The 23,585-nt window shown below is 43.0% G+C and carries 21 protein-coding genes; 11 read left to right on the top strand and 10 right to left on the bottom strand.

Translation table 11 applies throughout. The features are described 5' to 3' along the window. Position 1: 1 nt before the first annotated feature. The 5 genes from A3774_RS07340 to gloB all read right to left on the bottom strand — a co-directional run bounded on the left by A3774_RS07340 (position 2) and on the right by gloB (position 5,819). Entirely contained in the window at positions 2-1,099 is a 1,098-nt protein-coding gene (locus A3774_RS07340; protein ID WP_067865517.1) for a microcin C ABC transporter permease YejB, read from the bottom strand. Further along, positions 1,099-2,940 (bottom strand): extracellular solute-binding protein, encoded by a 1,842-nt coding sequence (locus A3774_RS07335; protein ID WP_231867959.1) that lies wholly within the window; start codon positions 2,938-2,940, stop codon positions 1,099-1,101. The genes A3774_RS07340 and A3774_RS07335 overlap by 1 nt, the downstream gene beginning before the upstream one ends. Positions 2,941-3,066: 126 nt before the next feature. Then, a complete protein-coding gene (locus A3774_RS07330; protein ID WP_067865513.1) occupies positions 3,067-3,318 on the bottom strand; it encodes a hypothetical protein in 252 nt (83 codons plus the stop codon). A gap of 28 nt (positions 3,319-3,346) precedes the next feature. Next, on the bottom strand, positions 3,347-4,951 hold the full coding sequence (locus A3774_RS07325; protein WP_067865510.1) for a lytic transglycosylase: 1,605 nt from the start codon (positions 4,949-4,951) through the stop codon (positions 3,347-3,349). A gap of 94 nt (positions 4,952-5,045) precedes the next feature. Continuing rightward, entirely contained in the window at positions 5,046-5,819 is a 774-nt protein-coding gene (gene gloB, locus A3774_RS07320; RefSeq protein ID WP_067865506.1) for a hydroxyacylglutathione hydrolase, read from the bottom strand. A 95-nt stretch (positions 5,820-5,914) separates the two neighbouring features. Here gloB and A3774_RS07315 point away from each other — a divergent pair, with 95 nt between their 5' ends. From A3774_RS07315 to dnaQ, 3 genes are read left to right on the top strand one after another with little or no spacing between them, the layout of a single operon-like run. Then, a complete protein-coding gene (locus A3774_RS07315) occupies positions 5,915-6,697 on the top strand; it encodes a class I SAM-dependent methyltransferase (protein WP_067865503.1) in 783 nt (260 codons plus the stop codon). Then, positions 6,684-7,124, top strand: coding sequence for a ribonuclease HI (gene rnhA / locus A3774_RS07310; protein WP_067865500.1), 441 nt, complete (start codon positions 6,684-6,686; stop codon positions 7,122-7,124). Before A3774_RS07315 ends, rnhA begins: the two co-directional genes overlap by 14 nt. Then, the gene (dnaQ, locus tag A3774_RS07305; protein ID WP_067865497.1) at positions 7,121-7,834 is read left to right on the top strand and encodes a DNA polymerase III subunit epsilon; all 714 of its coding nucleotides are present in this window, start codon (positions 7,121-7,123) and stop codon (positions 7,832-7,834) included. The genes rnhA and dnaQ overlap by 4 nt, the downstream gene beginning before the upstream one ends. 87 nt (positions 7,835-7,921) lie before the next feature. On the opposite strand, the gene nhaB is transcribed toward dnaQ, so the two are convergent. After that, positions 7,922-9,427 (bottom strand): sodium/proton antiporter NhaB, encoded by a 1,506-nt coding sequence (gene nhaB / locus A3774_RS07300; protein WP_067865494.1) that lies wholly within the window; start codon positions 9,425-9,427, stop codon positions 7,922-7,924. Between the two features lie 230 nt (positions 9,428-9,657). On the opposite strand from nhaB, the gene nudC reads away from it, so the two are divergent. Next, positions 9,658-10,479 carry an NAD(+) diphosphatase gene (gene nudC, locus A3774_RS07295; RefSeq protein ID WP_067865491.1) on the top strand — a complete coding sequence of 274 codons (822 nt, stop codon included), beginning with the start codon at positions 9,658-9,660 and terminating at the stop codon, positions 10,477-10,479. Here nudC and A3774_RS07290 read toward each other — a convergent pair. Further along, complete coding sequence (locus A3774_RS07290; protein ID WP_156473678.1) at positions 10,453-10,788, bottom strand: SCP2 sterol-binding domain-containing protein; 336 nt, start codon at positions 10,786-10,788, stop codon at positions 10,453-10,455. The genes nudC and A3774_RS07290 overlap by 27 nt on opposite strands. A gap of 91 nt (positions 10,789-10,879) precedes the next feature. Here A3774_RS07290 and sohB point away from each other — a divergent pair, with 91 nt between their 5' ends. The 5 genes from sohB to A3774_RS07265 all read left to right on the top strand — a co-directional run bounded on the left by sohB (position 10,880) and on the right by A3774_RS07265 (position 15,374). Further along, on the top strand, positions 10,880-11,941 hold the full coding sequence (gene sohB, locus A3774_RS07285; protein WP_197468031.1) for a protease SohB: 1,062 nt from the start codon (positions 10,880-10,882) through the stop codon (positions 11,939-11,941). A gap of 130 nt (positions 11,942-12,071) precedes the next feature. Continuing rightward, positions 12,072-12,731, top strand: a complete 660-nt coding sequence (locus A3774_RS07280; RefSeq protein ID WP_067865488.1) for a TetR/AcrR family transcriptional regulator — start codon at positions 12,072-12,074, stop codon at positions 12,729-12,731. 4 nt (positions 12,732-12,735) lie between these two features. Then, entirely contained in the window at positions 12,736-13,215 is a 480-nt protein-coding gene (locus A3774_RS07275) for a L,D-transpeptidase (protein WP_197468030.1), read from the top strand. Between the two features lie 18 nt (positions 13,216-13,233). Continuing rightward, complete coding sequence (gene nagZ, locus A3774_RS07270; protein WP_067865485.1) at positions 13,234-14,241, top strand: beta-N-acetylhexosaminidase; 1,008 nt, start codon at positions 13,234-13,236, stop codon at positions 14,239-14,241. Further along, positions 14,238-15,374, top strand: a complete 1,137-nt coding sequence (locus A3774_RS07265; protein ID WP_067865482.1) for a mechanosensitive ion channel family protein — start codon at positions 14,238-14,240, stop codon at positions 15,372-15,374. The genes nagZ and A3774_RS07265 overlap by 4 nt, the downstream gene beginning before the upstream one ends. Before the next feature lie 67 nt (positions 15,375-15,441). Here A3774_RS07265 and A3774_RS07260 read toward each other — a convergent pair whose 3' ends face one another. The 3 genes from A3774_RS07260 to mfd all read right to left on the bottom strand — a co-directional run bounded on the left by A3774_RS07260 (position 15,442) and on the right by mfd (position 20,221). Continuing rightward, positions 15,442-15,999, bottom strand: coding sequence for a hypoxanthine-guanine phosphoribosyltransferase (locus A3774_RS07260; protein ID WP_067865479.1), 558 nt, complete (start codon positions 15,997-15,999; stop codon positions 15,442-15,444). Between the two features lie 74 nt (positions 16,000-16,073). Then, positions 16,074-16,778 carry a CsiV family protein gene (locus tag A3774_RS07255; protein ID WP_067865477.1) on the bottom strand — a complete coding sequence of 235 codons (705 nt, stop codon included), beginning with the start codon at positions 16,776-16,778 and terminating at the stop codon, positions 16,074-16,076. After that, a complete protein-coding gene (gene mfd / locus A3774_RS07250; protein ID WP_067865472.1) occupies positions 16,775-20,221 on the bottom strand; it encodes a transcription-repair coupling factor in 3,447 nt (1,148 codons plus the stop codon). The genes A3774_RS07255 and mfd overlap by 4 nt, the downstream gene beginning before the upstream one ends. A gap of 267 nt (positions 20,222-20,488) precedes the next feature. On the opposite strand from mfd, the gene A3774_RS07245 reads away from it, so the two are divergent. Both A3774_RS07245 and A3774_RS07240 read left to right on the top strand, forming a co-directional pair. Continuing rightward, positions 20,489-21,922 (top strand): glyceraldehyde-3-phosphate dehydrogenase, encoded by a 1,434-nt coding sequence (locus tag A3774_RS07245; protein ID WP_067865467.1) that lies wholly within the window; start codon positions 20,489-20,491, stop codon positions 21,920-21,922. Between the two features lie 326 nt (positions 21,923-22,248). Further along, positions 22,249-23,583 carry a Na(+)-translocating NADH-quinone reductase subunit A gene (locus tag A3774_RS07240; RefSeq protein WP_067865464.1) on the top strand — a complete coding sequence of 445 codons (1,335 nt, stop codon included), beginning with the start codon at positions 22,249-22,251 and terminating at the stop codon, positions 23,581-23,583. Positions 23,584-23,585: the final 2 nt, after the last annotated feature.

Below are 23,585 nucleotides of genomic sequence, written 5' to 3'. Positions count from 1 at the left end.
ATTACAGCTCCCTGCTTTCGAAATCAATTCTAGGGTCAACTAATACATAAGTAATATCGCTGATCAATTTCAGAATAAGACCAAGAAGGGTGAAGATAAAAAGGGTGCCAAAGATAACTGGGTAATCTCTATTGATGACGGCTTCGTAACCGAGTAGACCTATGCCATCTAGGGAGAATATAACCTCTATCAGCATAGAGCCGGTAAAGAATATTGAGATCAGAGCCGCTGGCATACCCGCAATAATAATCAACATAGCATTACGGAACACATGGCCATAAAGCACTTGGTTTTCTTTCAGGCCTTTTGCCCGCGCGGTGAGTACATATTGTTTGTTGATCTCATCTAAAAACGAGTTTTTAGTTAGCATTGTCAATGTGGCAAAGCTACCAATCACTGATGCGATCACGGGTAAGGTGATATGCCAGAAGTAATCTTTTACCTGACCCCATAAGCTTAATTCATCGAAATTAGAGGAGGTTAATCCTCTCAAGGGGAACCAATCTAACCAAGTTCCGCCGGCAAAAATTACGATTAAAAGAATAGCGAATAAAAAGTTTGGTATAGCGTAACCGACAATAATTGCACTGCTGGTCCATATATCGAAAGGAGTGCCATCACGTACAGCTTTGCGAATGCCTAAAGGAATAGAAACCAAATAGGTGATTAAAGTTGCCCAAAGCCCTAATGATATTGATACCGGCAATTTTTCGATAATGAGATCGATAACTGATTTATCACTAAATAGGCTTTTACCAAAATCAAAAACGGCATAGCTTTTTAACATTAGCCAGAAACGCTCATGGGCTGGTTTATCAAAGCCGTATAGGGCTTCAATCTCTTTAACCAATTCCGGATCTAATCCACTGGCTCCACGGTAGGAGCTTTCACTGCTATTGGCTTTTGGCTGGTTAGTCGATAGGTCGCTTTGTGCGCCGCTGATTCTGGCCGTTGCGCCTATATTAATACCTTGTAACTCAGCAATTGTCTGTTCAACAGGGCCGCCTGGCGCCGCTTGAATAATTAAGAAGTTAATGGTCAATATGCCGAGTAAGGTTGGAATAATCAGCAGCAGGCGCCGCAAAATATAAGCGGCCATTATTTAACGTCCTTATCGGGCTTTATCCACCACGTATTGAAACCTAGCGCATATTTGGGACGTGTTTCTGGCATGGCAAATTTATCCCAATAAGCCACACGGTACTTATTGATATGGTATTGAGGAATAACATAATGATTCCACTGCAGCACACGATCCAAGGCTCTTGTTCTTAAAACTAGCTGTTCGCGGTCTGGTGATTGAATAAGTTGCTCTACCAAATAATCAATGGCCGGGTTTTGAATGCCTATGAGATTTCGGCTACCTTCTTTGTTGGCGCTAGATGAATGCCAGTAATCTCGTTGTTCATTACCCGGCGATGATGATTGTCCAAAACCGCTAACGACTATGTCAAAATCATAGCTTCGTAAGCGGGCTATATACTGGGATACATCGACTAAGCGAATATTAGCTTCTATGCCTAAACGTTCTAAATTACGTATAAAAGGTGAAACAACACGCTCAAATGCAGGCGAGTAAAGTAGCATCTCTACTTTTAGAGGTTTGCCTGATTCTGCATTGATCAACTTCCCTGATTTGAAGGCCCAGCCTGCTTCTTGTAATAACCGTTTTGCTTGGCGAAGTTGAGTGTAGATTTTACCATCGCCATTGGTTTCAGGTGCTTTATACACTTGAGTAAATACTTGTGGAGGCACTTGGTCACGTACAGGTTCAAGAATCTCAATCTCTTCTTTAGTTGGCAGTTTCGTTGCCGCCATTTCTGAGTTCGAGAAGAAGCTATGTGTACGTGTGTAAGCATTGAAGAATATATTCTTATTGGTCCACTCAAAATCGAACGCTAAAGCGAGTGCTTGTCTTACACGTGGATCAGAAAACTGTTCGCGGCGATTGTTGATGACAAAGGCTTGCATACCTGTAGGGTTTTGATGCTCTAGCTCTGCAATTTTAATTCGGCCATCGTCGAAAGATTGTCCGGTATAACTTGTCGCCCAGCGTTTCGAAGAGTTTTCTTGGCGGAAGTCATATTCACCCGCTTTGAATGCCTCCATCGCGACTGTACCATCTCGATAGTAGTCAAAAACTTGGATATCAAAGTTGTTATAGCCAACTTTCACTGGAAGATCTTTTGCCCAGTAGTTTGGATTACGCTTATAGGTAATGCTGCGACCCGCATCGTAAGAATCAATGATGTAGGGGCCTGATCCTATAGGAATATCTAAGGAGGGCTTTTGAAAATCTTTTCCCTGCCAATAATGTTTGGCAAGGATTGGGACTTCACCAACAATGAGTGCAAGCTCACGGTTAAGCGCATTTTTAAAGGTAAACTTAACGCGGTGTGGATTGAGCGCTTCAATCTTATCAATGTCGGCGTAGTAAGCTTTATAAAAGGGCGCACCTTCACTGCGGAGCTTCTCAAAACTAAAAACAACATCCTCAGCGGTTAGAGGATGGTTATCACTAAACGTTGCGGACTTACGTAGATTGAAAATAATCCAACTGCGATCCTTAGGTACTTCAATATTTTCTGCAATCAAACCATAGAGTGAGAAAGGCTCATCTAAGGCGCGACCTAGCAGCGTATCGTAAATTAGTCCTAGGCCATCTGCAGAGTTACCTTTAACGATAAATTGATTGAAACTATCAAATGTACCGATGGCGGATTGAGTTACTTTACCGCCTTTCGGTGCCTTGGGGTTGACGTAATCAAAGTGACTAAAGCCTTTAGGGTACTTAAGGTCACCATGCATAGAGATGCCATGGCTTACTTGGACCGCATCGGCATGGGATAATACGGGGGCTGATAAAATGCCTATGGTAAACCCGACGGCTGTAATTAGTTTTGTACTAAAACGTAAAGTCGCAACAGGTAAGTTTAACAATAGGGTTTCCTTTTTAATATGCTACTTGGACTTGCTATGCTAATCCAGCTAGGTGGATTGCGTTCTTTAATTGTTTCTTATTTAAAACCTTGTTGATCTATAACCACACTAAACTGATAAGACTCGTTAAGTGTTTTTTTGTTCAAACTGTTCTGCAAAATTAGTTAGTTGCTGGTGGAAATGTTTGCGCTTTATCTTTTGTTTAAGCAACTCTGCATGTTTATCTGTGAGAAAAGCATATTTCTCTTTGTTATCACCGGCTAAGCCTTTAATGAGGTCTTGATCCATCCATTTTTGAATACGTTTAAACAGCACTAGCTTAAAAATAATAGCGAGTCCGGTACTAACAACAATGATGATATAGGCTGTTGTGTCCATGATCTATCCTGTTTTGAGCAATCAAAATCTAGTTGGAGCGTGTAACATCGACATACAAGGTTAAGCTTTGTCCCAGTTTTAGATATTTTGCTTTATCTAAATTATTCCAATGTAAAATATCGGCGATACGCACATTAAACTTTTCGGCAATCCTTGAAAGAGAATCACCACTGCGAACTTTATAGCCAACTTTACGGATGATTTGTCGATCTGCGTTGTTTAATACTGTTTGAGTTGGTTTACTCCAAATAACCAGTCGTTTACCTATAGGCAAAGCATCATTAGGTGCCATGCTATTCCAGCTAGCTAATTGGCGTACACCCACTTGGTTTTTTTGAGCAATACTCCAAAAGCTATCACCTGATTTGACAGTGTAGTAGGTATCTTTTCTGTCGGTGCTTCTTGAAATAGTTTTTTGCTTTTGAATATGGCGTTGATGCTGACTCAGTGCATATTCACTTGCTTGCTGCGCTGCTGTTGGAACAAGAATCGTTTTGCCTGCGCGAATATTGTTGCCTTTGATATTATTCGTTTTACGAATTAGGTTTGTGGTTGTTTCGAATTTTTTCGCAATGGCGATCAGGGAATCACCTGATTTTATTTTATATCTTGTCCACTTTACACGCTCAGAAGCAGGAAGTTGAGCTAAGGCTTGATTAAACTGTACAGCGTTTTCTACAGGGATCAATAGACGGTGAGGGCCTTCAGGGGCTGTTGCCCAGCGGTTAAAACCTGGATTTAGCAGATACAGTTCTTTTGTGGTGATGCCAGCCATCGATGCGGCTTGGGCTAAGTCGATTTGGCTTTGTGTATCAACGGCGGTGAAGTAGGGCTTATTACTGATGGGACGTAGTGTAAGATCGTATTCTTCAGAGTTTTTAATTAACTCGGCAATCGCTAAGAGTTTAGGAACATAAGCCATTGTTTCTTTTGGTAAGTTAAGAGACCAATAATCAGTTGGCTTCCCTTTACGTTTATTGCGTTTTATCGCAAGAGATACATTACCGCCACCTGCATTATAAGCGGCTAATGCGAGCAGCCAGTCACCATTAAATCGTTTGTTTAATTGCGCTAAGTAAGTGTAGGCGGCATCAGTTGAACTGATAATATCTCGACGACCGTCATACCACCAATTCTGCTCTAAGCCGAAATGCTTTCCTGTCGAAGGTATAAACTGCCATGCTCCCGCTGCACGCCCATGGGAGTATGCGAAAGGATCAAACGCACTCTCCACTATAGGTAATAAGGCTAATTCAGTGGGCAGACCTCGCTCTAAGGCTTGGGTCAGAATATGGTAGTAATAAGGTTCCGCACGTTTAACGACCCTGTCGATATATTTTGGGTGTTTGCTATACCATTTTACCTGCGACTGCACTCGCTGCTTATCGATGCTTAGGTCTAGCGCCATATTCTCTCGGGTAATTTGCCAAAGGTCCGACGGTTTAGTGGCATTCGCTTGTGGTGGTTTTGTCTCTTCAGCCGTCACCGTATTTGGATAGGTATGGTCGGACGCTTCAGTAAATTCAATATCATTACTGCTTAACGATACGGGCTTCTCTGTGACCGTTTGACAACCTGTAAGTACTATACTTGACAGGATAAAGGAGAAGACCGCTTTGTTGGATATGTGCATATTGCTCCGAGTACGCTGGAGATGAAAATTGACCCATTCTAACAGTGGCCAACGGGCGGTCAATAGGGCGATGATTTTTGTTGTTAAATGTTATTTAGAATTGATTCTTCCATTCTCGGATAGAGGCAAAGACTTCTACTTCTGAATGTAGACGTTTTGCACCAAAAGCGCTGGCCGCGTTGATAACAGCATCTTGGTCTGTACGCATAAATGGGTTGGTTTTTTTCTCTTGGCCGATGCTTGTTGGGAGGGTTGGTTTATTTTGCTCGCGAAGGAGGGTGCAGTCTTTTATAGCGAGTTGAATCTCCTTGTTATCGGGTTCTACCGCTGCGGCAAAACTCAAATTTGCTAATGAGTACTCGTGAGTGCAGTAGACCTCAGTATCATCTGCTAATTGGGCAAAATAATGCATCGCTTGTAGCATCTGCTTTGCTGTTCCTTCAAACAAACGGCCACATCCTGCTAGAAATAAAGTATCACCACAAAAAATCTGTGCAGGCTCGCTTTCTACTAAATAACTGATATGGTCGAGTGTATGTCCTGGAATCTCACGTACTTTAAAGGTACTGCCTAGCAGCTCTATCTCATCGCCGTTACGAAGTGCTGTTGTTATACCTTTGAAGGGAGAGTTCGCTGGGCCGTAAATAGAAATATCACGATGGGCCGTTAATTCAGCTACGCCGCCAGTATGATCATTATGGTGGTGTGTAATTAATATGGCGGATAAGGTTAAGTTGTTTCTTGTTAGATATTGCTCTACTGCTTGCGCATCTCCTGGATCAACAACAATGATTTTATCGTCCCCATTCATCGAGATGGCCCAGATGTAATTGTCAGAAAAGGCTGGAATAGGGGTTACGGTAAACATTTTAGTACCTCAAACAAAATTGTGATTTGCAGTAGCGTAAAAGAGATATAATACTGCTTATATTATGTTGAACCAGTATTTATTTGGGAAAACTCATGAGCTTTCGAAAACAACCATCTATTGATCTATTAGTGCCTCAATTGAAAGAATGGTTCGATTCTGAGCTTGGCGCCGAATTTTTAAATGCAGAGAGGGCTGTAGTGGATCGCATCACTTCAACCTTATTTGGCATGCATTTGGCGCAATTCTCTGTGGATTCGCGGGTTAAGCTATTTGAAGAAAGCCCCGTTTCCCATTGCTTTTCTGTGGTTCCGGCAACTGAGTTAGGTTTGTCTGACAATAATATAGTAGCAAAAAATGATGAAATCCCACTTGCCCATGAGAGTGTTGATGTCGTTATTCTACATCATGCGTTGGACTTTACTGATTCTCCCCATCAGGTATTACGTGAGGCATCTAGGGTATTAAGGCCTGGTGGGCACGTTGTTATTATAGGGTTTAATCCGAATAGTTATTGGGGGATTAAGCATCTGTTTGGGTGTGGTAAGCACACCGCGCCATGGTGCGGTCACTTTATCAGTCACGGAAGGTTATCTGATTGGCTACAACTGTTAGAATTGACTGAACTACAACACCTTTCGGGTTATCATCAGCTGCCATTTGAAATGTTAAAATGGCGTAAGCGTTTTAGCTTCTTTGGTGGGCTGGCGAATTGTTTCCCAGGTCATCATGGTGCTTTTTCGGTTTTATTAGCTCGGAAAGATATCGCAGGTATGACGCCTTTACGTTCTGGTTGGGGACTTCGTCGTTTGATTTCAATTCCTGTCGTAGAGCCATCTACTAGGGGAACATTAAGGGAAACTCGTGAACATCGTTGAAATATATACTGATGGTGCCTGTAAAGGTAATCCTGGCCCTGGAGGTTGGGGCGCTGTTATGCGCTATGCGGATGCTGAGAAGCAGTTGTTTGGTGGTGAGCCAGATACGACTAACAATCGTATGGAGTTGATGGCCGCCATTATGGCACTTGAAACCTTAAATCGGCCTTGTGAGGTTGTTCTTACAACCGACTCACAATACGTTAGACAAGGTATTACTGAGTGGTTGGCTGGTTGGAAACGAAAAAGCTGGAAAAATTCGCAAAATAAACCAGTAAAAAATGCTGACCTTTGGAAGCGTTTAGATCTTGCTACGCAGTCACATAAAATTGACTGGCGTTGGGTTAAAGGGCACAGCGGCCACCCAGAGAATGAACTGGCTGATCAGTTGGCAAATAAAGGTGTGGAGGCGCTAAACAAAGTATGAGACAGGTTGTTCTTGATACGGAAACTACAGGCTTAGAACCATCTGAAGGTCATAATATTATTGAGATTGGTTGTGTTGAGATGTTTAACCGTCGCTTGACTGGGCGTACTTATCATCAATATATAAAACCTGATCATGCGATTGATGCTGGCGCTATGCAGGTTCATGGTATTACCAATGAGTTTTTGGCCGATAAGCCCAAGTTTCATGAGATTATGGATGAATTTGTAGAGTTTATTCGAGGAGCTGAACTTATTATCCATAATGCAGCGTTTGATATTGGCTTTATCGACACTGAATTTGAGCGTAATAATTTCCCTGAAAGGGTTAAGCACTTTTGTCCCGTAACTGATTCCTTATTATTAGCTAGGAAAAGGCATCCAGGGCAAAAAAATAACCTGGATGCGTTATGTAATCGTTACGGTATTAATAATGCCCATCGTGAACTTCATGGCGCTTTACTCGACTCAGAAATACTTGCAGATGTTTATTTAGCGCTAACCGGTGGGCAAACTAATCTGTCTCTAGGAGCAGAGCTAGATGGAGGAGAAGAGGGAGGGATAACCCGAATCTCAGGGGCGGATGATCTGCCTGTGATTCATCTATCGGAACAAGAGTTAAAGCTTCATACTGATTTTCTGCAAATGTTAGAGAAGAAAACAGGCGGGGAGTGTCAATGGCTACATAGTGACGAAGTAGCTGATAGTTAAGGATTTTCCGATATTCTAAGTAAATAAAAAAGCTCCGTAGATACGGAGCTTTTTATTTGTCACTAACTTTCTAGTTGAACTTACAATTTAGTGTGAAATCATCAGCGCAGTGTAGGCGGTGATACTCATCACTATAGTATAAGGCAGTGCCATTAGTACCATGCGTCCATAGGATAGACGGATAAGCGGGGCAATGGCTGAGGTTAGTAAGAACAGGAATGCGGCTTGTCCATTTGGTGTTGCAACGCTTGGTATGTTAGTACCTGTATTGATTGCGATCGCTAAAACATCAAAATGCTCACGGCTAATATTGCCTGCGTTATAGGCATCAACCACTTCATTTATATAGACCGTTGCAACAAATACATTATCACTAATGGCGGATAAAACGCCGTTAGCAATAAAGAAAACACCGGGTTGAGAGTCTGGGTCCATATCTAAAACGGCTTGAATAATTGGTTGGAACAAATGCTGATCATGAATGACGGATACAATCGAGAAGAAAACGACCAGTAGCGCAGTAAAGGGGAGGGCTTCTTCAAAAGCTTTTCCTATTTGGTGCTCTTCCACAACCCCGTTAAATGCGGTTAGTAGAATAATAACCGTCAAGCCAATGATACCTACCGCAGCCAAATGCAATGCCAATGCAATTACAAGAAAAACAGCAACAACTGCTTGGATTAGCAGTGTGGCTTTATCACGCATAGTACGTTTAGCATCTTCTTCGCCAGCATAATCCAATAAAACGTTACGGACATTTTCAGGTAGCAATGTGCCATAACCTAGAATTTTGAACTTTTCGAGCAACGCACAAGTGATCAGCCCTGCTACAAGTACCGGCATCGTAATAGGAGCCATTAAAACAAAGAACTGGATAAAGTCCCAGCCCGCTTTTTCGGCGATAAGTAGGTTTTGAGGCTCACCCACAAGGGTACAGACACCACCCAGTGCAGTACCTACTGCGCCATGCATCAGCAAACTACGAAGAAACTCTCGGAATTGCTCAAGATCTTGTTTATGGTTTTGTTGTACAGTATGGTCATCGGCGTGATCATGATCAGGATGATGGTAAGTTTTACCCGATGCCACTTTATGGTAAACCGCGTAAAAACCAACCCCCACGCTAATAAGTACAGCGGTTACTGTAAGTGCATCAAGGAAGGCTGATAGCAAGGCTGCGGAAAAGGAGAATAAAAGAGAGATCGTAATTTTAGATCTAACCTTAAGTAAAATTCTAGTGAAGACCCAAAGCAGCATGCTCTTCATAAAATAGATGCCAGCCACCATAAACATCAGTAGCAGTATGACTTCTAAATTGGCTTCTACCTCATGAGATACTGATTCTGGGCTTGCAAGGCCGATAACTATAGCTTCAATGGCAAGTAAGCCGCCGGGCTGCAGTGGATAACACTTTAAAGCAAGTGCTAAAGTGAAGATGAATTCAAAGATAAGCAACCAACCTGTTATCACAGGCCCCATAGTGAATAGGATAATAGGGTTGAGTACGAGAAACCCTATAATTGCTTGTTTGTACCAGACGGGGGAGTTACCCAGAAAGTTTTTAACTAATGCTTGTGGTAGCGTATTTGTCATTGAATGTTCTTCCCTATGCCAGAACAGCCAGTATTTAATAGTTATAATAGTTGAAATTATCACTGCGTTTGTTTTTTATAATGTGGCTAAGATTAACAGTTGAGCCCTTAAAGCAGAAGTCTAATGTACTGTCTTAACGCATGTTTTTGGTTTTTTAGGGAATAATAAAGGCTTGATTTTAGTTCCAGATGCTTATTTTTTTGGCTCGTTAATTTAAGAAGGTGCGCTCGTTGTCTGATTCTCATTGTGTATATTTATTAGCAACTAATGAACAATTAATCGGTACTGCGTCAGGTGTCCTGACATTTAGTGAGTCTGATTTAGTGAATACTCCTCTAATTGCGAGTTACCCTTTAGGATTACTTGAAAATGCAGATTATCGCGTTGCTATAGTTGCCGAGGGTGAACTGCCTGCTAGTGTCGATCCTGAGGCTTTATGCGGTTTAAGGACCATGCTGGCAGCGGTTGAGGACGAGAGTACTTACACGTTGCTTTCATCTGCAGCGCAGATTGTTACTTGGCATGAATCGTTTAAATACTGTCCCCGTTGTGCTGCTCCTTTGGAGGCGCATCAAAATGAACTAGCTAAAGTATGTGGTTCTTGTTTTCATCGACAATACCCTAGAATATCACCTTGTATTATTGTGTTAGTTCGAAAAGGCGATCAATGCTTATTAGCGCATGCGAGTAAGTTTGCTCCAGGGCGTTATAGCGCTTTAGCTGGTTTTATTGAGGCTGGAGAAAGTGCTGAGAATGCAGTGGTTAGGGAGGTGAAAGAGGAGGTGGGTATTCGTATAAAAAATCTTACATATTGTTTTAGTCAATCTTGGCCATTTCCACACTCTTTTATGCTGGGCTATATGGCTGAATATGACAGCGGCGAAATTACACCGGATGGAGAGGAGATACTTGATGCAGGCTGGTTCTCCGCGAGTGACTTGCCCGTACTCCCCCCCAAATTTACAATAGCACGCAGGCTTATTGACCGTTTCTTAATTGATATAGGTGAGAGCTTGCCTGAGGATTCAGCTTTGTTTTTCACGGCTGAATAGTTTACTCAGTTTTGTGGCAAGTAAGACGTTACCTTCCGCTCTTAACTTGCCTGACATAAAGGCACTCATACCATCTTTTTGGCCCGTAATAACTTCAACCATTGTTTCGGAGTCCATAATAAGAGTAACGTTTGGATCAGGGTGTTCTCCTAAATTTATGCTGCATTTCTCATCAGAGATGGTTATGTGGAAATCTTGATCATCATCAAGAGTAAATTGAAAGGTCGCGGAAAAATCTTGAGCATTTTCCTTAACGAAGCGACTTGGTAGCTTTTCAATAACGTTTACAACGGAGATATCCTGGCTCATGAAAGAGAAGTCTCAAACTGGGTGGGTAACGGATAGAAATATGATACATTAGCGCTCTTCAAACTTACTAGTTTATTTTGGAGTTTTCTCGGTGATTGAGTTTCTGAGTGATTACAGTCTTTTCCTTGCAAAATCAGTAACTATTGTCTTTGCCGTACTCGCTGTTGTGGCAGGTATTGCTGTAGTGTCAACACGCTCACGTAAAGATGCTAAACAGGGTGACATCGAGGTGATTCATTTTAATGATGAACTTACTGAGATGAAAGAAGCATTGGAAGGATCGATTCTTGATGAGTGTGAGCTAAAAGCTATGCTCAAAGAGGAGAAGAAAAAAGCGAAGGCGGATAAAAAAGCCCAGAAAAAAACACCGCCTGCAGATGATCAGCCGCGCCGCAAACGTATGTTTGTACTTGATTTTGATGGTGATGTTAAAGCCAGCGAAGTTGAGCCTTTACGCCAAGAAATTTCAGCTGTCTTATTGATGGCGGAGAAGCAAGATGAAGTACTAATTCGCCTTGAAAGCCCAGGTGGTATGGTGCATGAGTATGGTTTAGCTTCATCACAAATTGAGCGAATTAAACGTAAAGAGATTCCCTTAACAATCTGTGTGGATCGCGTTGCTGCCAGTGGTGGTTATATGATGGCATGCTTAGCTGATAAATTGCTGGCCGCACCTTTCGCTATCGTTGGATCTATTGGTGTTATTGCCCAGCTACCTAACTTCCATCGTTTGCTGAAAAAGAACGATATCGACTATGAAGTCTTAACGGCGGGAGAGTACAAGCGCACTTTGACTGTGTTTGGTGAAAATACAGATAAAGGTCGTGAGAAGTTTGTCGAAGAGCTAGAAGAAACTCACGAGCTGTTTAAGAACTTTGTTCATGAGTACCGCACTGAAGTTGATATAGATAAAGTTGCAACCGGCGAAATTTGGTTTGGTAAGCAGGCGCTGGATGTTCACTTAGTTGATGAATTGATGACTTCGGATCAATATATGATGGATGCTGCTGATAAGGCAGATATCTATATTGTTCGTTATGAGCAGAAAAAATCGTTACAGGAAAAAATCTCTGAATTAGCCGTTTCCTCAAGTGATAAAGTGTTGCTGAGATGGTGGGGACGTTTGACGCAATCAAAAATCTGGAGTCGCTAGGCCGACTGCTAGTGTTTGATTTCAATTTTAGCTATGGCTGATGTTTTTTGTCAGTCATAGCTGAATAAGTGAATGGATTTTTTCCTTATAATTTGTCACTATCTGTTTTAAACGCTAGTTTGGAGCTTGGATGAATCATAAAGGAACATCTGCGAGTATTATTAAGGCAGCAGAAATTCTATTTGCGGAGCAGGGATTTGCTGAGACAACCGTGCGCCAAATTACTAGCAAGGCTGATGTCAATTTAGCGGCAATCAACTACCATTTTGGTTCTAAAAAGGGGTTGATTCAAGCGGTGGCAGAGAAGTTTTTGACTCCGCTGTGTACTGAATTGACCTCGATGTTAGAGCATCGTAATCTATCCACTGATGCCGGTCAGGTGACTTTGGATGAGTTGCTCGAAATTTTGATGCGTACACTCTTAGTCGTTAATCATGACAATGTGAATGCCTTGGCGGTATTTATGCGTTTGCTTGAACTCTCCTATATGCAAAACCAAGAAGAGCTACGTGGTTTTCTGATTAGTCGCTATCAAGATACCCTGCAGCCTTTTATTCAGTTACTTCGTGCCGATGCTGCGCCTATGGAGGATGATGAATTTTTCTGGCGGCTTCATTTCTGCTTAGGCTCTATCACTTTCACACTCTCTAATTTTCAAACGCTCCATGGCATAGAAAAACGTGAGTTTGATAGTGGTGCTGAGGTTGAGAGGATCTTACACCGTATGATTCCTGTACTTTCTGCAGGTTTGCAGGCTCGAACGGATAAAACCTATTTCTGTCGCGTTTAATCCTATGCTGCAGCTCGTTATCTCTATTGCTAACCAGCAACTATCATTAGTTGATGGGGAGCAGACGCTTGCGATTTATTCGATTTCTACCGCATTGAATGGGGTCGGTGAACTCAAAAATAGTGGATGTACCCCTCGAGGTAAGCATTATATTCGAGCAAAAATTGGCTCCGGTTTACCTATCAATGCTGTATTTGTTGGCCGTCGTTTTACGGGGGAGATTTACTCCTCTAACTTGGCAGCGAAGTTTCCTAAACGGGATTGGATACTGACCCGTATTTTATGGTTATCAGGGTGTGAACATGGCTTTAATCGCTTAGGGGATAAGGATAGTATGCAGCGGTATATTTATATTCATGGCACTCCCGATTCAGAGCCTATGGGTATTGCTCGCTCCCATGGTTGTATACGTATGCGCAATTCTGACATGCTTGAGCTGTTTGAAAGGGTTTCTTATGGCGCTCCGGTTTTTATTCAAGAATAAGTAATTAGGCTTATCTATATGCATGCTTCTCTGTTTCTCGATTTAGATGGTATTGAGCTAACTCAGGCGGAATCTGTTCTATTAAAACATCCGCTTATTGGGGGTGTTATTCTTTTTGGGCGAAACACAAAATCCGCCGACCAAGTTAAGACGTTAATCAAAAAGATTCGTGAGATACGTCCAGAGTTAATTATTAGTATTGATCAAGAGGGTGGACGGGTACAGCGCTTAAAGGAGGGCGTTACTCTGCTACCTCCGGTAAAAAGTGTTCATGCGTTATTCTGTTTGGACCATGCTCAGGGGTTGCAGGCAGCATCTCAGTTAGGTTATTTAATGGCGGCAGAAATGCGCTTATTGGATGTAGATCTTAGCTTTGCTCCCGTGTTAGATGTGGATTATGGGCGTAATTCGGTTATTGGAAACCGTGCATTTGCTACAGACCATAAGGCAGTTACTCAGTTATCTGAAGCGTATATATCTGGTATGGCTGATGCAGGTATGACAGCCACTGGAAAACACTTTCCAGGTCATGGCTGGGCTAATGCCGATACACACCATGCTGACGCAATTGATGATCGCCCTTTTGCCCAGCTCTGGGATACAGATATGCTGCCATTTCGGCGAGCAATTGAGAAGGGTATGCCGGCAATGATGTTTGCTCATGTACTCTATCCTGAGTGTGATTCAGCACCGGCGGGCTACTCTGCTTTTTGGATGCAAAAAATATTGCGAGAGCGGCTAGGCTTTAAGGGCATTATTTTTAGTGATGACCTTAGTATGAAAGCAGCCCATAGTGTAGGTGGCTATGGACAACGAGCAGAAAAAGCGCTGCTGGCAGGTTGTCAGGCGATACTTTGTTGTAATGATAGAGAGGGTACAATAGAGATATTGTCCTATTTGGACGCTTCAGGTTATAAAGCATTACCTGAGCTTCTTGAGCTGAAAGGCTCGGATTGGACTCTAGACGATGAAAGATTAAAATCTGCGCGCTTGTTAGCAAAAACATTGATGGATAACGGGAAATGATAGAATTACTAAATCAATTATTGACTGAATACCTCCCTGCGTATGATGCGTCTGCGTGGATGATTTTGTCGGTTGCTATTTGTGTAGCTGCGGTTGTGGCTGATATTGTAACGCGTGTTGTTCTTGGGCAATTAATGAGACAAGCTGAAAAAACTAAAATGCTCTGGGATGACGTTATTCTCAATGCTTTTAGTCGCCCGCTGCTGTTTCTTATTTGGCTGAGTGCAGGTTATTGGCTTGTACAGATTTTCCAGGCCCATCTATCAATCCAAGTATTAGATGATGATAGCCCACTGCCTCGTTCCGTGCTGATTGTAATTATTGCGTGGTCGTTTTTCCGTTTCCTTAATGGAATAGAAGAAGTCTTGGTGATGCCTGATCGAATGGTTAAGCCTATGGATCCAACAACAGTAGGTGCGCTTGGCCGTTTAGTTCGTTTGATTCTGTTAGTTATTATCATCATGATCGTGATGCAGAACTACGGTTACAGTATCTCTGGGATTCTTGCCTTTGGTGGTATTGGTGGTATTGCCGTTGGTTTTGCAGCTAAGGATATTTTAGCGAACTTCTTTGGTGGTTTGATGATCTATCTAGATCGCCCGTTCAAAGTGGGTGATTGGATCCGTTCACCAGATAAACAGATAGAAGGTACAGTAGAAGATATAGGTTGGCGTCAGACCCGTATTCGTACTTTTGATAAAAGACCGCTCTATGTGCCTAATGCAACTTTTGCGAATATCTCTGTAGAGAATCCATCACGTATGACCAATCGACGTATCTACGAATACGTGGGCGTTCGTTATGATGATGCAGCACAGCTCACTGATATAATTTCAACCGTTAAAACGATGCTTTTAGAGCATCCTGAGATTGATACAAGGCAAACATTGATTGTTAATTTTGATCGTTTTGGGCCTTCATCTTTAGACTTTTTTATCTATACCTTTACCAAGACAACCAACTGGATTCGCTTCCATGAAATTAAGCAGGATGTGATGGTTAAGGTTATGGATATTATTGAGCAGAGAGGAGCTTCAATTGCCTTCCCAACAACAACTGTTCACTTAGCAAGTCAGCCGCCTTTTGCTCTGGATGAGCCGGTTGTGACTGGAGAGTTTTCAGAGCCTCGTTAATATTTGATACACATAAGGCTCGAGTCCACGAGTCTTATGTGTATTTTTAGAATAGAGGATTTTATTTTTATTCCTTTACGGCAAAGATCCCGGGGGCATTTCGCCAATAGCCTTTGTAGTCCATGCCGTAGCCAAAAATATAGCGGTCTTCAATTTCTAGACCGACAAAGTCCGCTTTTAATTCAGGGTTAGGCTTACGGTCATGGTTTTTATGTACAAGTACCGCAACCTTTACCTCGCTAGCGCCTTCCGATCGACAATAACTAACAACCTCAGCTAGGGTATGTCCCTCATCTAAGATGTCATCGATAATAAGCACTGCGCGCCCTTTAAAATCAATCTGAGGTTTAACTATCCATTCGAGTTGATGGCCTGACGTCGTATTGCGATAACGAGTTGCATGCAAATAACCAGCCTCAAGAGGGAAGTTCAATTTAGTGAGCAGCTTGCCCCCAATGACTAAGCCGCCATTTAATACGGGGAATACCACAGGGGTCTTATTCATCATGTCTTTGGTGATTAGCGCGGCTAATTTGTTGATGGCATGCTCGACTTCAGCTTCTCCGTAGAGTAAGTCTGCTTGGATATAAACGCGCTTAATCTCTTCGTCATCTATTTTAGACATAAGGGTTTTCTACTCTTTGATCATATATAAAAAAGCCCAGTTATTCTGGGCTTAGTGGATAATTGGTTGAGTTGTTAATTTATAGGCCGGATTTCAACTAAGATACCCATTAATGGGTGGTCTATATAGTGTAACTCTTTTGATTTCATGCGCCGTGCTTGATTAAGGTTGGCCGTTAAGATATTGGGTATTGTAAATAATTCGTTGGCTAAAGAGCTGCTGGCGCTACTGGAGGCTTGCATTGTAAGCATTGCAGCAGCGTTTTCATCCGCGGCGTCGTTGGTTGCTGTAGGGTCGTCTTTAAGTAGCTTCGTTTCGTCAGCGCTTAATCTGCGGCTTAGGTAGATGTCAGGGCGAAAGTGTAGGTAAGTGCCTCTGCCTACGGCGATATACCCATCTAGTTCATGCATACCATTATCCAATATCTCGCCGCCTGTGATGTGAATTGGCCGTGGTGTTTGAGTGCGGTAAACCGGTTGCATCCATCCTGCATGAAAGAGGATTTTATAGGGGCCTGAGTTTCGTAGCCGGTTTTTTTCATCGTGAAGAGTTAAGGAACTTCCGGGTAGGCGTTTATAAGCACTTCCTTCAGCATTGGATGACTTTAAGTTAATCGCATTGCTGGGAGCAGGGATCTCTTTTATATCGGGCCAATACTCGTCAGCGATAGGAGCGCTGTCCTGATTTGCAAAAACAACAACTTCAACTTTATACCAGTCAGCGGCATTGGCTGTGAGGCTTAAAGCACTAAAAATTAAGGCGCTATACAATTTTTTCATGATGTTTTAACTGCCAAGTCGCTTAAAAGGCTTTCGATAGCGCAGAAGCGAACGTCGCTCTTCTCCATATTTAGGCTAAAACGTAATTTGTCTGCGCCTTCAAGTTTATACTTTTGTGGGTGCTTTTGAACCATTTTTACCAGTGTCAAAGGATCAACTTTAGCATCGGACGCAAATTCGATGCGTCCATTTGTTGTACCTGCATCGATTTTAACAATGTTCATAGCTTCTGCACGTAATTTTAGTTCTGTTACTTTAAATAGATTCTTCACTTGCTCGGGTAATAAGCCAAAGCGATCGATCATCTCTATTTGGAGCTCTTTCAGCTCTTTTGATGAGCTAGCGTTGGCAATGCGTTTGTACATGATTAAGCGGCTATGGACATCAGGAAGGTAATCATCAGGAATAAGCGCTGATAAGTGTAAATTGACTTCTGCGCCGTGCCTTAATGGTTGATCCATATTAGGCGTTTTGCCTTCTCTGATCGATTCAACGGCCTGTTCGAGCATCTCCATAAAGAGTGAGAAGCCTACGGTCTGCATTTGGCCGCTTTGTTCTTCGCCTAATAATTCACCGGCACCGCGGATCTCTAAATCATGGGTCGCAAGAGTAAAACCAGCGCCAAGGTCGTTGGTTGTTTCGATCGCTTCTAAGCGCTTAACGGCATCTTTGGTCATTGATTTTTTATGCGGGGTCAGTAGATACGCATAAGCTTGATGGTGCGAGCGGCCTACACGTCCCCTGAGCTGGTGTAGCTGGGCCAGGCCGAACTTATCTGCTCGGTCAATGATGATGGTATTGGCATTAGGAACATCAATACCCGTTTCAATAATGGTGGTGCACAGCAAAATATTAAAACGTTTATGGTAAAAGTCGGACATGACCTGTTCCAGTTCGCGCTCGCGCATCTGTCCATGACCGACGCCTATACGTGCTTCAGGTACAAGCTCACGTAGTTCTTCGGCGGTTTTCTCTATGCTTTTAACTTCGTTGTGTAGGTAGTAAATCTGTCCGCCACGAAGTAGTTCTCGGAGAATAGCTTCCTTAATAACCGTTGGGTCGCTATAGCGAACAAAGGTTTTAACGGATAATCGTTTGGCGGGTGGTGTAGCAATAATTGATAGATCGCGTATACCCGACATGGCCATGTTTAGCGTTCGAGGGATCGGCGTTGCGGTGAGCGTTAAAATATCTACTTCTGCGCGAAGTGATTTTAAACGCTCTTTTTGTTGAACACCAAAGCGATGTTCTTCATCAATAATGACTAAACCAAGGTCTTTAAAGTTAATGCCACCGCTAAGCAGTTTGTGGGTGCCTATTACTATATCGACACTGCCTGCTTCGAGTTTTTCTATTGCGCTATCTTGTTGTTTTCCTGAGCGAAAGCGTGAGATAAGTTCAATGTTAATCGGCCAGTCAGCAAATCTATCCTGAAAATTTTGGAAGTGCTGTGAAGCGAGTAGGGTGGTTGGGACTAAAATCACGACCTGCTTTCCGCTTTGCACTGCCACGAATGCTGCACGCATGGCAACTTCTGTTTTACCAAAACCGACATCCCCGCAAACTAGGCGATCCATAGGTTGTGGGGCTGTCATATCGCGTATCACATTGCCGATAGCGGCAGCTTGATCTGGGGTCTCTTCAAAAGGAAAAGACGCTGCAAATTGTAGATACTGCTCATCAGGGTCGTGAAATTTAAAGCCTTTTCGTGCCGCACGTCGTGCATAAATATCGAGGAGTTCTGCTGCTGCGTCATGGGCTTTTTCAGCGGCTTTCTGTTTTGCCTTACTCCATTGTTCCGTGCCTAGGCGATGTAGTGGCGCATTTTCGTCCCCCGCACCAGTGTACCGGCTTATTAAGTGTAGGGATGAAACGGGTACATAGAGTTTTGCTTCTTCTGCATACTCAAGGGTGAGAAACTCATTAGCTTGCCCCTCAAGTTCTATAATCTGTAAGCCTAAATAGCGTCCTACACCATGGTCTAAGTGAACAACCGGCGAGCCAGTGTTTAGCTCCGATAGGTTTTTTATAACCTGATCGTTTTGTTCCTGCTCACGGGAGCGCCGTCTGCGTTGGAATACTTGTCGGCCAAAGAGCTGAGTTTCGGTAATTAAATGAAACTCCCCAGGAACTGATAACCCTTGCTCTAAAGGGAACTCTGTTATGGCTAAATCTTCGGCTGAATCAACAAATGACGACCAGTCTTTAGTTTGCGTTGGTTTGATATTTATACGCGAAAGCAGTTCAAGTAGCGCTTCTCTTCGACCTGCTGATTCAGCACAAAATAGAACCGCGCCATCCCGTTGTATTAAAAATGACTGCAGTTCAGACAGGGGGTGTTTATTCTGTGACTGAACGGGGAGTTCCGGTGGTTGTATGCAGTCAAGGTTGGTTCTGCCCGCTTTGTCTTCGATAAGGTCAGTATGTAATGTGAGGCGGCCGTAGCTTTTTAGTTCAGAAAATAGCTCATCTGTTGAGAGGAAGAGAGAGTGCGGCGGGAGAACTGGATTGGTGATGTCGTGTCTACGTTGTTCGTAACGCTCATTAACTTCATCTGCAAATAGCTTGGCCGCTGCCTCTAACCCATCATTAACCAATATTTGAGTGTTTTCGGGTAATGAGGAGAATATGGAGCTGCACTCTTCAAAGAATAGAGGTAAGTAATATTCAATACCCGGAGATGCAAGCCCATCATTAATATTTGTGTAGATAGGGCACTGCTTGTAATCAACATCAAACTGCTCACGCCAGCGAGATTTGAATCCGCTTATGGCGCGTTTATCAAATGGGAATTCTTTGGCCGGTAGTAGATTGATTGAGTCTATTTGCTCAATAGAGATCTGCGTTTCTGTATTAAATGTACGTAGCGTCTCAATCTCATCATCAAATAATTCTATTCGAAAAGGGAGTTCGCTACCGGTAGGAAATAGGTCGATGATTGAACCGCGAATGGTAAACTCGCCGTGTTCCAGTACCGCATCTACAGCATGGTAGCCTGCGTCCGATAGTTGTTTGCGGAGACCTTCGACATTAATAGTGTCGCCCACTTTTAGGTCAAAGCAGTTGCCTGCTACAAACTCAGCTGGAGCAGTACGGTGCATTAGTGTACTGAGGGGAATGATTAAAATGCCTTGTTTGAGGCTTGGGAGACGATTGAGTGTAGATATTCGTTCTGAAATTATATCTTGGTGTGGTGAAAATGTGTCATAAGGCAGTGTCTCCCAATCTGGGAATGAGAGAATTTCCTGTTTGTTCTTTTTGAAAAAACAAACTTCATTATACAGGCGATTGGCTTGGTTGGTGTCATTGGTGATAACAAGCGTGACCCCTTCATAGCGCTCTGCCGCATCGGTGATAAGATAACCAGCGGCGGCTCCAAGAACTTGGCCGATATGTTTTCGGTCGCCGGGACCTGATGGTAAGGGGTATTTCAGCTGCAACACTGCGATGCTCCTGTTCGCATGAAGTTTATTCAGGCAGGGTAGTTTAGCGGCTAGAAACAGAATTGATAGACTTTAGGGGGCAATGAGCGGTTTTTATATCTGTGGTGTTGCTCGTATGGTTCGAAAGTATATCCAGATGAATTTGCTCAATGGACTGTAAAAGAGGATAATGCGCACCAAATTTTTAGCGGGTCTGCTAGTAAGACTTATATAGGGTCTTATTTTAGTAGTTGCCAACGAGTTGACACAGCTTTTTGGAGTCTCATAGTGAGCCAAGATCAAGTATTTACTGATTGGAAAGAACGCGAAGCGATAGCTGAAGCGATGGTGCCACTGATAGGTGGTTTGTACCGTGATCGGAATGTCGAATGTTCAGTGTTCGGTCGTCTGATTATTAAACGTTCTGTTGTTGATATTCTGAAAGCACATCGTTATGTGCGTCAGGTTGAAGAGCAAGAGTTGACTGTATCTGAAACGCTGCCTGTCCTTGAAGCAGTAAGCCGCCTTAATGTTCGCAATGCGCATGTTGATTTGGGCAAGTTGGCTGTTAAGTTTCGTAATGAGGCTAATGGCCAAGCGCTAGAGGCTTTTGTTAAATCTGAGCTAACTGAGGCTATCGACTCTGATGAGCGTGAACCTACAGATGTAGTACTTTATGGTTTTGGTCGCATTGGTCGTTTATTAGCACGTCTATTAATTGAACGTACGGGCGGTGGTCAAGCGCTCCGTTTAAGAGCGATGGTTGTGCGTAAAGGTTCAGCGGCTAAAGATCTTGAAAAACGGGCAAGTTTATTGCGTCGTGATTCAGTACATGGTTCTTTCCGTGGCACTATTACTGTAGACGAAGAAAATAATACGATTACAGCCAACGGCAATGTAATTCAGGTTATTTTCGCTAACTCTCCAGAGGAAGTTGATTATACGGCTTACGGTATCAATAATGCGATGGTTATTGATAACACGGGTAAATGGCGTGATAAAGAAGGCCTGTCTCTTCACTTGCAATCTAAAGGCGCGTCTCGTGTCGTACTGACTGCACCAGGTAAAGGCGTTAAAAATATTGTAATGGGTGTTAATGATGGGGATATCTCACCTGAAGATGAGATCCTATCTGCAGCGTCTTGTACTACAAACGCAATCACGCCGGTTCTTAAGTCTATCTGTGATAAATATGGCATTGAAAATGGTCATGTTGAGACAGTTCATGCTTATACTAATGATCAGAACTTGATTGATAATTACCATAAAGGTGATCGTCGCGGCCGTGCTGCGGGTCTTAATATGGTTATTACTGAGACGGGTGCAGCCAAAGCGGTATCTAAAGCACTTCCAGAGATGGAAGGTAAGCTAACAGGTAATGCTATTCGTGTGCCTACGCCTAACGTATCGATGGCTATTCTTAACTTAAACCTTGAAGCTGAAGCGGATAAAGAGTCGCTTAACGCGTATCTTCGCGAAGCTGCGGTTCATGGCCCAATGCAGAAGCAGATCGATTACAGCAATTCTCCAGAAGCAGTCTCAACTGACTTTGTTGGTTCTCGTGCTGCGGGCGTTGTTGATGCGCTTGCAACCATTGCTGGCGGTAAGCGTTGCGTACTTTATGTTTGGTACGACAATGAATTTGGCTATAGCTGTCAGGTTATTCGCTTAATGCAGAAAATGGCTCAGTGTACGCTTCCAGCTTTTCCAAAGCAGAAGTAAGCATTTAGTTCATTACTATTGACTAAAAAGCCACCTAAGGGTGGCTTTTTGTATATTTATTGCTCTATATTCTAAAATGATATATCCATATAGACAACTGTTCTATGATTGGTTACCTACTTTAGTTTGTGTAACGTCATGATATAGGTGGGTGTTTGTAGAAAAATAGGGCATTGGTCAGGTATACTTAGTCGGATTTTTGGGTGGGGTAATTTAATTTTCGTAATAACTATATAAAGTTATTCTTTGCGCTCGGGGACAGGGTGCTGAGAATTAAAGAAACGAAAATTGAATCCTGAAGAGTTTAACGTAATTGGGTGAGGCGTATGATCAAGATCAAGCAAGGTCTGGATCTACCGATCACGGGCGCTCCTGAGCAATCTATTAAAGATGGCCCAGCAGTGAACTCCGTTGCTATTGTTGGCTTTGATTATGTAGGTATGAAACCTACCATGGCTGTCAAGGTAGGTGATCGAGTAAAACTCGGTCAAGTGATCTTTTCCGATAAGAAAACAGAAGGTGTTAACTTCACAGCGCCAGGTGCGGGTGTAGTTAAGGCAATCAATCGTGGGGACCGTCGTGTTCTTCAATCTGTAGAGATTGAGTTGGATGGCGATGATGCGGTTGAATTTAATAAATACAGTGCTAGCGAATTGACTGGTTTGACGCGAGAGCAGGTTGAAGAAAACCTAATCGCTTCTGGCTTATGGACTGCGTTACGCACGCGACCATTTAGCCGTGTACCACAACCAGGTTCAACGCCAAATTCTATCTTTGTAACAGCAATGGATACCAATCCTCTTGCTGCTGATCCTTCAGTTGTTATTGCAGAGCAGAAAGAGGCATTTTCACAAGGTCTTGAAGTACTGACTAACCTTGCTGCTACAGTCTACTTGTGTAAAGCGTCTGGTGCCGATATCCCTACAACCGACGGTGTTACTGTCGAAGAGTTTGAAGGGTGTCATCCAGCGGGTAACGCAGGGACTCATATTCATTTTCTAGATCCTGTGTCTCAAAATAAAACGGTTTGGACTATTGGCTATCAGGATGTGATTGCTGTTGGTAAGTTGTTTACTGAAGGTAAGCTATTTACTGACCGTGTTGTTTCTGTTGCTGGTCCTCGTGCAGCTTCACCTTGTTTGTTGCGTACACGTCTTGGTGCTTCATTAGATACTTTGCTTGAAGGCGCTCAAGTCGGCACAAATAATCGAGTGATTAGTGGTTCTGTCTGGAGTGGTCGTACTACTCAAGGACCTACTGCATTTTTAAGTCGTTACGCGAATCAAGTGACTATTCTTGAAGAAGGCAATCAACGTGAATTTATGGGCTGGGTCGTGCCTGGTACGAATAAGTTCTCTGTGTTGAATCTATTTGCTTCTTGCTTGAACCGTTCTAAGAAATTTGATTTTACAACGACGACAAATGGCTCTGAGCGAGCAATGGTACCTGTTGGGCAGTTTGAAAAGCTGATGCCACTAGATATCTTGCCTACTCAACTTCTGCGTGCGCTTGTTACGGGTGATATTGTTCATGCGATGGAGCTTGGTTGTCTAGAACTAGATGAAGAAGACCTCGCACTGTGCACGTTTGCTTGTCCCGGCAAGTACGAGTACGGCCCTATTCTTCGCGATAACTTGACGCGTATCGAGAGAGAGGCCTAATC

It is taken from the genome of Neptuniibacter marinus (assembly GCF_001597725.1).
Classification (GTDB): domain Bacteria; phylum Pseudomonadota; class Gammaproteobacteria; order Pseudomonadales; family Balneatricaceae; genus Neptuniibacter; species Neptuniibacter marinus.
Note: the sequence above shows the minus strand (reverse complement) of the source record. Positions and strands in the feature narration are given on the sequence as shown.